Origin of the sequence: Pseudomonas sp. 24 E 13, from assembly GCF_900004715.1 — a bacterium.
Lineage (GTDB): Bacteria > Pseudomonadota > Gammaproteobacteria > Pseudomonadales > Pseudomonadaceae > Aquipseudomonas > Aquipseudomonas orientalis_A.
Map to the genome: position 1 here is coordinate 63,659 of NZ_CVTO01000052.1, position 13,746 is coordinate 77,404.

Annotated in this window: 14 protein-coding genes; 8 read left to right on the forward strand and 6 right to left on the reverse strand. The window is 52.5% G+C overall.

From position 1 onward, the window contains the following. Positions 1–28 precede the first annotated feature (28 nt). From BFP90_RS02145 to BFP90_RS02180, 8 genes are all read left to right on the forward strand, one after another. On the forward strand, positions 29–310 hold the full coding sequence (locus BFP90_RS02145) for a helix-turn-helix transcriptional regulator (RefSeq protein WP_065895839.1): 282 nt from the start codon (positions 29–31) through the stop codon (positions 308–310). Continuing rightward, entirely contained in the window at positions 307–612 is a 306-nt protein-coding gene (locus tag BFP90_RS02150; protein ID WP_065895840.1) for a hypothetical protein, read from the forward strand. The genes BFP90_RS02145 and BFP90_RS02150 overlap by 4 nt, the downstream gene beginning before the upstream one ends. A 528-nt stretch (positions 613–1,140) precedes the next feature. Beyond that, a complete protein-coding gene (locus BFP90_RS02155; RefSeq protein WP_065895841.1) occupies positions 1,141–1,425 on the forward strand; it encodes a hypothetical protein in 285 nt (94 codons plus the stop codon). Continuing rightward, the gene (locus tag BFP90_RS02160; protein WP_038362937.1) at positions 1,422–1,694 is read left to right on the forward strand and encodes a DUF3077 domain-containing protein; all 273 of its coding nucleotides are present in this window, start codon (positions 1,422–1,424) and stop codon (positions 1,692–1,694) included. The genes BFP90_RS02155 and BFP90_RS02160 overlap by 4 nt, the downstream gene beginning before the upstream one ends. Next, positions 1,691–4,609 (forward strand): DUF927 domain-containing protein, encoded by a 2,919-nt coding sequence (locus tag BFP90_RS02165; protein WP_065895842.1) that lies wholly within the window; start codon positions 1,691–1,693, stop codon positions 4,607–4,609. The genes BFP90_RS02160 and BFP90_RS02165 overlap by 4 nt, the downstream gene beginning before the upstream one ends. 227 nt (positions 4,610–4,836) lie before the next feature. Next, positions 4,837–5,679, forward strand: a complete 843-nt coding sequence (locus BFP90_RS02170; RefSeq protein WP_065895851.1) for a chromosome segregation protein SMC — start codon at positions 4,837–4,839, stop codon at positions 5,677–5,679. 65 nt (positions 5,680–5,744) lie between these two features. Continuing rightward, a complete protein-coding gene (locus tag BFP90_RS02175; protein WP_065895843.1) occupies positions 5,745–5,933 on the forward strand; it encodes a hypothetical protein in 189 nt (62 codons plus the stop codon). A gap of 64 nt (positions 5,934–5,997) precedes the next feature. Beyond that, positions 5,998–6,363: a histone-like nucleoid-structuring protein, MvaT/MvaU family gene (locus BFP90_RS02180; RefSeq protein WP_065895844.1), complete on the forward strand. Its 366-nt coding sequence runs from the start codon at positions 5,998–6,000 to the stop codon at positions 6,361–6,363. A gap of 58 nt (positions 6,364–6,421) precedes the next feature. Here BFP90_RS02180 and BFP90_RS02185 read toward each other — a convergent pair whose 3' ends face one another. The 6 genes from BFP90_RS02185 to BFP90_RS02205 all read right to left on the reverse strand — a co-directional run bounded on the left by BFP90_RS02185 (position 6,422) and on the right by BFP90_RS02205 (position 13,673). Continuing rightward, positions 6,422–9,007, reverse strand: coding sequence for a nucleoside triphosphate pyrophosphohydrolase (locus BFP90_RS02185; protein ID WP_141688904.1), 2,586 nt, complete (start codon positions 9,005–9,007; stop codon positions 6,422–6,424). Between the two features lie 40 nt (positions 9,008–9,047). Further along, entirely contained in the window at positions 9,048–9,713 is a 666-nt protein-coding gene (locus tag BFP90_RS27990) for a hypothetical protein (protein WP_141688905.1), read from the reverse strand. Positions 9,714–9,728: 15 nt separating this feature from the next. Beyond that, positions 9,729–10,409: a hypothetical protein gene (locus BFP90_RS27995; RefSeq protein ID WP_141688906.1), complete on the reverse strand. Its 681-nt coding sequence runs from the start codon at positions 10,407–10,409 to the stop codon at positions 9,729–9,731. A 130-nt stretch (positions 10,410–10,539) separates the two neighbouring features. Then, positions 10,540–11,502 (reverse strand): DNA adenine methylase, encoded by a 963-nt coding sequence (locus BFP90_RS26965; protein ID WP_083203140.1) that lies wholly within the window; start codon positions 11,500–11,502, stop codon positions 10,540–10,542. A 53-nt stretch (positions 11,503–11,555) separates the two neighbouring features. Next, entirely contained in the window at positions 11,556–11,744 is a 189-nt protein-coding gene (locus tag BFP90_RS02200; RefSeq protein ID WP_065895848.1) for a hypothetical protein, read from the reverse strand. 498 nt (positions 11,745–12,242) lie between these two features. Next, positions 12,243–13,673 carry an IS1182 family transposase gene (locus BFP90_RS02205; protein WP_065895849.1) on the reverse strand — a complete coding sequence of 477 codons (1,431 nt, stop codon included), beginning with the start codon at positions 13,671–13,673 and terminating at the stop codon, positions 12,243–12,245. Positions 13,674–13,746 lie beyond the last annotated feature (73 nt).

Genomic DNA, 13,746 nt, shown 5'->3' on the forward strand with positions numbered 1-13,746 from the left:
CAGTCCAAATCTATCGAGAGCAATACCTATGAACACCTCCGTTAGCGATTTTCTCCACCAGACACCCGCCAACTCCCCCTCCATTTTTGATGCCGCTTCTACATTGATCCGCATGCGCGAGGTGGAAGGCATCGTGGGAATGAAACGTTCAACCATCTACAAACTGATGCAGCGCACCGACTGCGGCTTTCCGCAGCCCGTCAAACTGAGCAATAGCAACGCACGCGGCGCCCCTGTCGCCTGGGTCCTTTCCGAAGTTCAAGCGTGGGCGCGCAGCCGCATCGAGGCACGTGATCAGGTGGCTGCATGAGCCACAAAACTGCAAACAACGCTCTGATGCACCCCTTTTCCGTGTTGCGTCGGATCGGTTTCTCGTCTCGCGTCATGCAGCGTCTTGAACGCTACCGCAGCCAGCAGGACAGGCAAGGTCGCGTTGTCAGCGTGCTCAGCTGGGCCGACGGCACCTGGTGCGCCCTCTCCCTCCATTGCGAAAAGACCAGAGCCGTTGTCGTCGACGAAGGTCAGCAGGTCGAGGCTTACGAAGACGCCCGCTCCATGCTCAACGGCGGATTCCTGCCCCTTCTCTCCCTGCGCTGGGAAGTCCATGCCTGAAACGAAAACGCCTCCGGGGGCGATCCGGAGGCGTTGAGGTCAATCTACATGCCCGAACAATTTATGCCGCACCTGAAAAATCCGCAAGCCATCAGCGCAGTTGCACTTTCGAAACACGGACGTTACTCTCTGGCCGTCGCTGCAAATTCAGCGACCGGGTTTGGCGACCCGAGTTACTTGGCGCACAGGCGCCCCATCCGACAGCAGGCGCTTTTTTTGTGCCCGCCGTTTCGTGTTATGGCAGCTGTGCGTGGGAGACCTTCGGGTCTGCCGGGTTCCAAGTTCCCGGTTCGCCAACCTGCGCACAGCTGCCACCCTAAATCGTTTGGCGACGATCAGTGGCAGCTCCATCTTCAAACTTGGAGTGTCACCTATGCCTGCCCTCAATCCGTCCAAAATTCGCGCCGCTGCACACCGTGCAATGGCTCTCGCCGCTTTACACGCCAACTCCAGCCTCGCCACACGCCTCTCCCGCTACAACGCTCACATGGCCAAAGCCCGCGCGCTCGAAACTGCAGGCGGTGCCTAATGAACAACGCCCTGAGTTTCTCGCTGCCTGAAGACCTGCTTTGCGTGAATCCGACCGCAGAAGCCGGTGTGCCCATCGACGCTATTACCTGCGCGATTGACCGTGCCGATTCAGTGCTGACATTGCTCGAGGATCACTTCGAAAATGAATCCTCGCGCCTCGCCAATCACGTTATCGCCGCCGTGATTTGGGATGTACGCGGCACCCTTGGCCTGATCAAAACACTGGCCATGCACGGCGATAACACGTCGACGCCTGCCATGCAGAAAGGCGGTGCGCTATGACCGCTTCCACCACGCTCGGCCACGCCACTTTTACTCGCGTGAATGCCACCGACTTAAAGTTATTTCGGGTCAATGCCGGTGTCCCGGTCGAGGATGCACTGGAGATGGTTTCTCTACTCCAGCATCACGCTAACCAGCTCAACTTCGACGCCGCCATGAGCGACAGCGGCGAACGTTTCAGTTGGCCCGCTCTGTACCTTGGCGAGATGGCCAAAGCCTTGATAGATGACATCAACGATGCGCTGTTTCTGCCGAGGGCTGACGTATGAGCCAGCGCCCGAACAGCACCGCGAAACGCCCAAGCTTCGCCGACGTGAAAGCCGCCGCGCTGAAAGACATTGATCGTGTCTTGTCGCATTGGCTGCCCAACGGTAAGCGCGTGGACGGCGGCAAGGAATACACCGCCCCCAATCCGACCCGCAGTGACAAGCGTGCGGGTTCGCTCAAGGTCAATTTGAGCAAAGGCACCTGGGCGGATTTTGCCACCGGCGACAAAGGCGGCGACCTGATAGATCTGGTGCGCTATCTGGACGGCGGCACCGACGTGGAAGCCTGCCACAAATTGGCAGACTGGCTGAACGTTGCGCCCGGCGCTGCCAAGGCCAAGGCCGCACCGAACAAGCCGAAGGCGCCGACGTGGAATGCCATCCAGCCAATCCCGACCGAAGCCATGAACAAGTGTCCGGCCAAGCACCGTGATCACGGTGTGCCGTCCAAGGTCTGGATCTACCGTGACGCGCAAGGTCAGCCCCTCATGGCGCTGTATCGCTTCGACCTCGGTCCGGATGAAGACGGCAAGCCGAAGAAGGTCTTTGCACCGCTGACGTGGTGTCAGCGCGCCGATAGCCAGATCAAGCAATGGCGCTGGCAGGGTCTGCCGGATCCGCGTCCGCTGCTACGCCTTGATGAACTGGCCCTGCGCGCTGACGCACCGGTGGTTTTGTGCGAAGGCGAGAAAGCTACCGACGCCGCCACCGAGCTGTTGCCGACCCACGTGGCCACCTGCTGGCCGAACGGCTCCAACTCCTGGCACAAAGCCGACCTGACGCCGCTCAAGGGGCGCGACGTGTTGTTGTGGCCGGACAACGATGACAGCGGTAAAGCCTGCATGGCTACCGTTGCCGAAAAGCTGCGCGAAATCGGCGCCGCTTCGGTACGGGTCATCGCGCTGGAGGTGTTTAAACGCAAGCCGACGCTGAAGAACGACCACGCCGCGTTCGCCAAAGGTGGTCGATGGGATGACGGCGACGATGCCGCCGATGCGCTCGCCAAAAGCTGGACCGCTGCGCATTTCACCGAGCTGGAAAGCAGCGGCGAGCTGTTCGGAGTGATCGGAGAAAAGCCGTTAGTTGCCCAAGTGAAATCCGAGTCGAAACCGGAGCCGGACGCTAAACCCAAAGCAGCAGCCAAGCGCCCGGCAAAATCGAAAACCGACCTGATGCCCGGTGGCTTTCGCCTGACGCCCGAGGGTGTATTTTATGCCGGCGACGACGGCGAAGCGCGCCCGGTGTGTTCGCCGCTGGCAATCCTCGCACGTACCCGCGACGAGAAGGGCCACAACTGGGGTTTGCTGGTCGAGTTCGACGACCCCGACGGCACCAAAAAACGTTGGAACATCCCGGCACGCACCATGACCGGCGACTTTGGCAAGGACGTTCTCGGTCCGCTGGTGGACATGGGGTTGCGTCTGGCCGGCAGTCGTTCGGGGCGCAACGCTCGCAACGATTTACAGAGTTACCTGGGCGGCTTCGACAGTGCCCAACGTGCGCGTCTGGTCACTCGTTTGGGTTGGCATGACAACGCCTTTCTGCTGCCCGAGCAGCAGGTCGGCATGCACGCGGAACACCTGCACTTCTATGAGGCCGGCGCGCAGCTTCCGCCGATCAGCGAAGCGGGCACGCTTGAACAATGGCAGGAACAGATCGGCGCGCTGTGCATCGGTAATCACCGTTTGGCATTTGTCGTCGGGGTGGCCTTCGCAGGGCCGCTGCTGCACATGCTTGGTCATGAGTCGGGCGGCTTTCACTTGTACGGCGATAGCTCCGGCGGCAAGACCACGCACTTGCAAGTTGCCGCCTCAATCTACGGCGGACCGCGTCTGGTGCGTTCGTGGCGGTCGACCGATAACGCGCTCGAATCCATTGCCGCCGCGCATTCCGACGGCCTTCTGGTCTTGGATGAAATCGGCATGTGCGACCCGCGCATTATCGGCGAGACGGTGTACATGCTCGGCAATGGCACCGGCAAGGCACGCGCCAACGATCGAGGCCAAGCTAGCCGACAGGTACAGGAGTGGCGCCTGCTATTTCTCTCCACCGGCGAGAAGACCTTGGCCCAGCACATGGCCGAAGCGAACAAGGAACTGAAAGCGGGTATGGAAGTGCGCATGCTCGCTGTCCCGGCCGATGCCAGCAAAGGCTTTGGCATGTTCGATGTGCTTAACGGTTTTGAAGATGCGGCGGCACTGTCCGACGCGCTCAAGGCACGCGTAGCGAAGTACTACGGCACGCCGCTCACGGCCTTCCTGACTGCGCTGTGCGAACCCGGAAAGCGCCACGGCTGGGCGGCAATCCTGCGCCGCACGCTGGAAGGCTTCATTGCTAAGTCGCTCCCTGCGTCCGCGAGTGGACAGGCACACCGTGCCGCTGCTCGCTTCGGCCTCGCCGCCGCAGCAGGCGAGCTGGCCACCGCGATGGGTATAACCGGTTGGCCGGACGGCACGGCCACCACCGCCGCTCGCGTGTGCTTGAACGCATGGCTCCACGAGCGTGGCGGCGCCGGTAATTTCGAGGGCGATGCGATCTTGGCGCGGCTGCGCCAGGTCATCGAGCGTTTTGGTGAAAGCCGTTTCACCCGCTGGGAATCGGCAGCGGCCAAGATCGACGAACACGGCCCGCGCACTATTGACCGCCTGGGCTTTCGCAAGACGCTGGAGCACGGCATGGGCGACACCATGCACACCACCAACACCTATTACGTGCTGACCGAGGCGTGGCGCTCGGAGATCTTCCGAGGCATGAACCTCACGGCTGTGAACAAGGAGCTACTGCAGCGCGGTGTGCTGGAACCGAGCAGCGACGGCAAAGCATCGAGTCTGGTTCGTTTGCCAGGGCTCGGCCAGCAACGCTGCTACATCGTGAAGGCGATTCCGGGAACGGATGACGGCGAGGCTCGGGCTGCCTGAGGGCATCCCCGCTGATCGAGGTAACGCCGGCTGATTCCCGGCCTCGCCAGCCGCTCATGCAACCCAAACTCAAATTTGAAGGAACAAGACAGATGAACGAATTCCAAACCTCCACCGAACAACACGAATTGCTGGCCAATGATTCAAATAGCCATGCGACAGGGCTTTCACTGCCCGAAGCAGTCAGCAGCGAAGCGGTAGCCGTATGCGAAAAGAAGCGCGTCTTGCTGGACAAAATCGCAGAGCTGAAGACCCATCGCGATAGCCTCCTGAGTGAGGCAGCACAACATTACGTGCAAATAGCGCCATTGGAAGCGCTCTTGGAGAGCGAGGAGGAACTCGATGCAGATCGACTGTATGAAGTTCGAAAACAGTACAACACCCTCAAAATTCCTTACGACTCCTGCAAGACACGCGCTAGCTACGCAGACGCTCGAATTCGACGACGTGAGCAGTTGGTCAATCATGAAACCCTGATGGCGGGCTACGTCGAATCGATGACGAACTGGAAAGCTGACGAGCAAGAGCTCAACGAGAAACGCGACAGCCTCAGCACTCGCTTGGCGCAGATCCAGCAGCAGGCAGAAGAGGACATGACCAAGGCTCGGCAAGCCGAAACCGATGCGGCAACCGCCTATGCACAAGCCGTGGCCTGGGGCGACACCGAGGGTGAGAAGACCGCAAATGCCGACGCACAAAAAGCTGCGAAGAATCTGGCGACTGCGAGCGAGCACCATCGTCGGCAACTTCTGATCATTGCCGCGCTGGAGCAGGAGCTCGTCATCGTGGATCAACACATCGACGAGGCGCGGAAAGAGCACAAAACCATCGAACGAAGGGCGTTGCTCCTGGCGCGGACTGTTCTTGAGGAGCAGTGGAACGAGAAAGCTCAAGAGCTGCTGGAGATGGGCGGCAAGCTCTGGTCTGCCATTGATCTTGTCGGCGGCGAGCAAATCAGTCTCAGGAAACTAATCCTTCCTGAAGAAGGCGAAAACTTCAGGAACTGGACCAGTAGCGATTTGTGGGAGCGCGCCTCCAAGTACTCGTTGCAAGACGTTCTCTCGTTGTAATGCGCCAGACCACCCGAAACAGCCTACCGACGTAGGCTGTTTAAAACTCCATCAGGACCAAGATCATGATCACGCCAATACAAAGCAGTGCCAACTGGACCGACACCTTGAAGGCCCGCAAAAACCACCTGACCACGCTGATGAAAATCGTGGACATCAAAACCGGTAAGGTCTCGAATGTTCAGGCCATGACCGTCAACTTGATCAAGAACGAAATGAGCTACATCGAAGACCAGTTGAAGGGGCGAAAGTGAGCTGAACTCCATGCTGTAATACACTTCAGATAGATATCGCTAAAACACAACACAAGGAATGCACATGTCCAAACTTGCCGAATATCGTAAGCTTGAAAAACACCTCGCCGAACAGCTCCAGGCGTTGGAAGCACTAAAGAGCGACGGAGCGCTGAAAAAGGAAATTGAGTTCGAAACGAAGCTACGCGAGCTGCTTAATCAGTACGGTTTCAGCCTTAAGCACATCATCAATCTGCTTGACCCGCACAGCAGCTCGCGCCGCCAAGCGCCTGCCCAAGCGACCGCTACTCGCAAGCCTCGCCAGTTGAAGACTTACAAAAACCCACACACCGGCGAAGTGGTTGAAACCAAAGGCGGCAATCACAAGACGCTGAAAGAGTGGAAAACCAAGCACGGAGCCGACGAGGTTGAGAGCTGGTTGAAAAAATAAAGTCGCTTCACCTGAAAAAGGGCCCGTCCGGGCCCTTTTTAGTTACCTTCAAAGAGTCTTAAAATTTTAGCGACATTTGAGTAGGCGCATTAATTATTCTGATTTTACAACGAAGATCAGATCCTGTTCTTTCCATATGGAGGTCAAGGATGTATTCATGCGTATTTTTGTCAGATGACTCTAAAGTAAAATTGACTCTTGGCGGGCGAAAATTCTCTCCGTGCGCGGGCAAAGCTAACGAAAACTGACGCTCGAATATTCCTTGGCTATCATATCTTTTATCAGAATGAATGTCGTGTGGATAATAAGGAAGTTGCTCCGGCTGCGATATTGTTTTCTCAATATGGGGTAATGAAAGTGCGAACGGATCGTCGTCGTCACTTTGCATCTGACTTAACGATGATGCTAAAGCCGTTTTTTCAAGCATCAAACCTTTTTCAAAGCCGCCACGCTTCGCTTTCTTTTCTTTTCTAACTTCTTCTATATCTTTATCTTTGATACCTAAAACATTCGCCAAGGCGCTAGCAGTCTCTTGAAGGTCAGCCAACTCCTCAATTATATCCATAGAGGTTTTAGCATCCAGGACCTCAAGAGCTTCTTCGACCACCTTTCGTTTTAAAGCTAAAATTAATGCTTCTCCTTCCAGCTTCAGAAGTTTTACTTCTTCGCCCCGAGCATTTATCGTATCGGGTATTTTGTCCCTGACGAGCTTGTTGAACTCGAGCTCGCCCTCTTCGGTCGCATATAAATCTGCACATTCCACCCGACACCCTGAGGATGTGAGCATATAATACGCATGCGAAAGTACTCCGCCAGAAAGCTCCACTACAAAACCGACGTTATGTGCTAGTTCTGCAAGATCCTTGGCAAATTGTTGGTCTCTAACGAGATCTGGTTCGATTGGTTCTATCAGTACGCGCGCGATATTTCTTCCTTCCGCGCACATTTTTTTTAAATTTTCCCAATCGGACTTTGTTTGCAGTGTAACTTCCTCAGACGAGGCGAGCTTTTTTCTGGGGGCCGCTTTTGGAAGGGTGCCCTCATGTTTCCACTCCTCGTGATACCAAGGGATCACTGCATGCTTCATTGTGGCTTTGGGAATATCAACAAACCACATGATTACGACCGACTTTCCGAGCGCCTCCGCGATTTTTCGTGAAGACCATGCGATCTCTTCGATCCAATCTTTCCGCTTTATGCTTCGCTTCCAATCGTACCCTGCGGCGGTGTTATGCACGACCCACTCACCGTTGTCATTAGGAGCAACAAAACGGCCTTTGTATCTCAACCTTTCTCTAATAGACAGGTTCGCAGGAGCTTTCGGCACATTTTTTGTAGACCGGTAATTTGTGTCGACGTCAAAAACATCGTGAGCGTACCAATACAAACCTTCAGGCAGCCCCCACAGAGACTCAATTCTAACTCGCCGCTTGTCAGGATGTGCCTGACTCCAAGCCGAAGCAGATGCGGGAATGAAATGATGAGCGATAAGGCACAATTCACTTTCTGCTAAGTTCAGCTCGTTAATTTTTTCTTTAAAATTAACACTCAACCATTCAATTGCTGCCTCCACAGAGCGTAACTCGTTGCTCCTAGGCAGCATCTGTTTTTGGGAGGAGGGTATTTTTAAACCATCTGTTCTTATCACAAGAGGACGTACAGTCAGCTGTTTCAGATCTTTTTTAAGTCGATCACTACATTCGCCAGTTTTGATAATGAGATCTAGCTCATCTTTCATGTCAAGCACGTAGAAAGATATAGCTGTGTATCCAATCTCTCTATAAAGCTTAGCGTTGGCAAGCTTCATATAGTTTTTATAATCGTCTTCTGTTGCTATACGAAACGCTTCAGGAACAAATTCCAGCGCGGTTAGCACCTGAGAAGTTGTTAACTGCGTTGGATCTACTCCATTAGTTGTGTCTTCACACTCATCAGCTTGAACAACATAAATATTTTCTCCATCCCAAACCCATTCGAAATGAACTCTGATAGCTCTCGAATGAGCCCAGTGTGCGATATCTCTCAGTCCATTGAGGTAATTCGTTTTATATGAATATTCAAGTTTTTTTATTTCTAATGGTCGCGCGTCGCGCCACTTCCTTATCGGTATCTTGTGAATTTCAGGAAGGGTATGATCTGTGGCCTCTGCTTCCGCGACCCAGTCTCGAAGAGCTTCGCTGAGACGTCGTTCGTTTGAGAGATGCCCTTTAAGTTTAAAAGGAGCTAGTACTTGAACTATCCAATGAACTTTACCCATATCCATCTCTGGGTGAGACAGACCGATTTTTTTACGAAGTTCTTGTATCGTGGTTAAAATTTCATCAGGTGAGCTTTCAGATGAATCCAGTGAGCCGCGAGTATCGATTGACTCTAATACCCCACTAGACCTAACAATAACTCTTGCTGAAGGTTTTATTTTCGCATCTAGCAAAGCTTGAGAGATAGCAATATCAAAAGGGGGGCACTCACCACTAATGACAATAAACGGCAAAGTCCAGACTGAGGGGATCGAGGAGAGCCCGTATGCCTTAAGGCCAACTTTGTCAGCAGTTATTTCATCAGGTAGAAGGCTAGTTACCTTTGATCCGCTTAAAAAAATTAGAGATGCCGCTGGAGTCAATGGCTTCTTAATAGGGTTGGCCATACTCACCTTATCTGTCTGGTTATGACTAACACAATGGATATTACTTAGATGAGCGTGCAGACGAACCGAAGACTGTATCTGCAATTTCCTGCATTTTTGCTAGAGCGCTATCTGCGAAGTATCCCGAAATGAACCCCAGAGAAAAATAGAAAGAGGTAGAAGATGACTTTATGCTAAGTCCCAACATTCCTGAGTCCAAGAGGCCACCGATAGCTAAAGCGGAGCCGCCTGCTAGAAAAGGGGAAAAGATACGCCAAAGTCTACGATCAATGTTCCAATAGCCTCGCGCCACTACTTTGTATAGATACTTAAGCCCAAACATCGTTCCACCTAGGACCCCTCCTATGAAGAAAAATGCATATTGATTAAACTTGATAGGCGAACAAGAAGTACAACCATACGCTAATAACTCGTATGTTGTGCCTCTCCAAGTCAACAATAACATGACCAAGGTTAGAAAAAAGACGACACCAACATAAGCAGCATCAATTCTTATACCAACTCTCGCGGCCTCGTTCCATCTGCTCTCCCAATCGCCCTCAACCCTATGGTCATCATTTACGTGCTCTTTAGCGGCAGTCGTTACTGGCTCAACATGTGGTTCTTTAGCGGGAGGGGTAGCAGATGCAGCATCTGGCTCTTTAGTGATAGGCGTGACAGATGTTACATCTGGCTGTTCTGCTGGTACGATCTGCTCTATGGTCATTCATTGAGCCCTAGATTATGCTGAGCGAGTTTTATTGGAAATAGACCAGCAATAATTAGAAAGCTTCTCGACACTATCCTTTGAGACCTCAAGCATTTTAGAAGTTTTATAGTCGAATTTTTCAGGCATACCTAATTTGGTTGCAATAACCTTCCTGAAAAACTGAGAAGTTTCCTCCTCAAGCACACAAATATAACCCTGCGTTAGTTCGCCATCAAAACTGTCAGCAACAAAAAGATACTCGGAGCTCTTACTTTTTTCTGCCACTTCACTCGCGAGGCACTTCTCCCAGGTCATTTCAGTGTTGAATGCCTTGGCCGCCTCAAATAGCGAGAAGTTCACCGGAACCATATGCAAGTGAGCATGGCCAGTACCACAGCTTGTTTTCGACTCAGCTTTAAATGCGCCATGCTCAAATATCGAAAAATTTCCAAAATTATTTTCGAGTACTGAAGCAGCTTCTTTTACAAAACTCCAAAAATTTTTATTTGAATAATCTTTGGATAAATTAATCTTGTGGTCCGTCGGAACAATTAAAGACCAACCAGGTACCAGAGCACCGACAGAGACGAAGGCGGCATACTGCTCACCAAGCATCCATGGAGTATCTATCTCGGAATTTTTTGAACCAGAATTCAAAAAACCGCAGAATCGGCAGTCAGTGCCTTTATTTTCTATGGTGTGGAAGCGGTTCATTTAGAGCCTCCTGCATTACTTACTACGTTTGATTTTCTTAAGCACGCCCGTTTACGTCACAAAATGGTAGCCGTTGGCCTCATCCTGCGCAGCTTTCAAAACTCAGAATACCATGCAGCGCGCGATGTCCCTAGGCCAGACCGTCCACTTCTGGCCGAAAATTCGTGCTTTTTAAGCCGTTTTCAGCAGCCGGCAGGTATGACAACCTCCTTCGACCCAAGGCTCGTTTAGTCCGAGTGCTGGTGTGGATGAGATTGGTTTCAGTGTCTAAGTTGGGGGAAAGAAAGAAAATCTCCTTCCCTTTCCGCTCTTTGCTAGCGCTGTACGGTAATAAATAGGGTTCTTCGGTAGCACGGGCTTTGGAGTATAGTGATTTTATTTCGGGAACGTCGTCATAAGAGACCATCCAAGGCTTGTTAAGTTCCTCGAGAACAAAATTTGACAGATGAAAATGGTCCTCTTGATTGTAAAAATTCATGTACAACTCTTGCCCCTTTACGAAGTAAGGAGGATCAAGATATACAAAACTTTTCTCAGGGATCTTAGTGTTACATAATTTTAGAAAGTCAACCGCATCTAGATTATATATATGTATTGAATCTCTTTTTTCAGCAATTCTTAATATTCTTAATATCAGATTTTCTTTATTAAACCGAGCATCAATCTTCCAATTCCCAGTTTGATTTTTTCCGCCAATAACGCCAGCTGTTAAAATTCCGCTACGATTTGTTCTGTTTAGAAAAAAAGTCGAGAACCCTAACTCTAGTGGTGTTGCATGATTTTTATTCAGTTGGACGAGCTTTTGTTCGTTCCAAGTATCAATGGTTACCGGAGTTGCGGATATCAGCTCAATTAGTTCATTCGTTTGATGGAGGGCGCTCTGCCAGAAAGAATAAATTGATTTATCCAAGTCATTAAGATGTATTTCACTAACATAATTTTGTAGCAGCAGAGAGATTGCTAAGCTTGCCCCTCCGGCAAATGGCTCTGCATAGTGCCCGCCCTCAAGCTTGTTGGCCACCAGAACTGAATGGACGAATTTCTCTAATCGCCATTTGGCTCCGGGATATCTCAAGGGACTTACTGCATACATGTGAAACTACCTTCGATTTTTAATTCTAATTACTTAATTTTACGCCACTTTCGTCACAAGCTCTTTTGTGCGTGATGATAGTATCGCATCGGCATGAGGGTATCGACTGCTGCATGGCGCACGTCCGCCAGCAGGCGGCTGGCTTCGGCAGGAGTCATGGCTAAGGCGCGGACGCTGCGAAAAGTCAGGCGAGCGGGCAAGGTAGCCAAACTGAACCCCGTCGGGGTTAAATTGCCAATCATGCGAACAACTCCTGTAAACGAGTGTTTCAGCAGCGTATTCGGGTAAATTGCAAAAAAATGTCTGCTCATCGCTTGCCAGAATCAACTCTCCGCCTCCTTTTGGCATCAGGCGTCTGATCGTCGTCAGAGCCCTCGAACGACGCGCCCATAACAGCATCGGCGCCCCGGACTCATGATTTCGCGGCTCAATGGCTGGCCTGTTGGTTTCCCCTGTCAACGCTTCGCCATGCACCTCGCGGTGTATCACGCATGACTCGGGGTCGGGGGGGTTTACCATCTCTCGTAGCGACTTTCACCCTTTATCAACTGCCAGCTTGGCTGGTAGTGAGCGACCGCTATTGGCCCAGAGTGTGTAAAAACGCTCAAGGCCTCGTCGTCTTGGATCATTGACGTTCGTGGCTGAACGAGCGCATGGCAAATACTGCGTATTGCATCAGCCGCGACCTGGAACACGTCAACTCTGTTTATAGCCTCTGGGATGGGCCAAAATCAGCTTTTTTATGCCGATAGCGCCTTCATCAAACCGTGAGCACCGATGAGTTTCATGACTCGTTTCATGTTGTAGGCGAGCACATTTAAACTCATCTCCGCGCCCACCCCGGCCAGCTTTCGCGTCAGGAAGTGCGTCGCACCCATCCATTGTTTGAGCGTCCCGAAGGGATGCTCAACCGTCCGCTTTCGGACTCGCATCATCTCCGGCGCTTTGCTCAGCCGAAGCTGCATCTCCTCCAATACGGCTTCATGCTCCCAGCGTCGAACCCGTCGTTCCGTGCTCGGAGTGCATTGCGACTTCAACGCGCAGCCCTGGCATTTCGAACTCCAGTAACGGTGCAACGTCAGGCCTTTTTCAACGTTGGTATAGCGCCAGATCAGCGCCTCTCCAGCCGGGCAAATGTATTCGTTTTTTGCCGCGTCATAGAGGAAGGCATCGTTATTGAAACGCCCGTCTGCCTTGGCTCCAGAGGTCATCGGCTTGGGCACATAGGCGGTGATGCCGGCAGCGTGACAAGCCAGGATTTGTTCGCTTTTGAAGTAACCTCGATCAGCCACTACCGACAACGTTTCTGACGCCATAGCCTCGCGGGCCTGCTTGGCCATTGAGCTGAGTTGATCGCGGTCGGAACCGACGTTGGTCACCTCATGTGCAACGATCAAATGGTGCTGAGTATCGACCGCTGTCTGCACGTTGTAGCCGACGATTCCCGTGCCACGCGTCTTCATGGAGCGGGCGTCTGGATCGGTCAGTGAGACCTGTTTATCCGGCGATTCATTGAGATGGATTTCGATCGCGTGAAGCTCCTTCATTTGAGTTTTGAGCTTGGCGATTTTCTCTTCCAGCCGCACGGCGCTAGGCTCGGAAGCTGTGGGTTCTTGCCGATCGGCAGCATCGAGTGCAGCCAGGTAACGCTTGATGCTCGATTCAATTTCTTCCATTCGCCGCTTCAATTTGGCGCTGGTGAAATTGCGGTCGCGGTTGTTGACTGCTTTGAATTTACTGCCATCGATGGCGACCAGATTTTCTCCGAACAGTCCCAACTGCTGACACAGCACAACGAACTGGCGACAGACGCCTTGAATGGCCTTGCTGTTGTCTTTTCGGAAGTTGGCGATGGTCTTGAAATCCGGCATCAAACGCCCGGTCAGCCACATCAGCTCGACGTTGCGTTGGGCTTCTCGCTCCAAACGTCGGCTCGACTGGATGCGGTTGAGATAACCGTAGATATAGATCTTCAGCAGGATCGCGGGGTGGTAAGCCGGCCGGCCTGTGTCAGCAGGAATAGCACCCTCAAAACCCAGACTGACCAGGTCGAGTTCGTCGACAAAGACGTCGACTACCCGCACCGGATTGGTATCGCTGACGTAGTCGTCGAGGCTCTCGGGAAGTAAGGTGCCTTGGCCTCGATGTTCACCTTGGATAAAGCGCTTCATGGGCGATCCCTGCGATGAAATCCTCAGAAATCATAGCAAGAGTTCGCGAAGGCGTTTTTACACACTCTGGGCC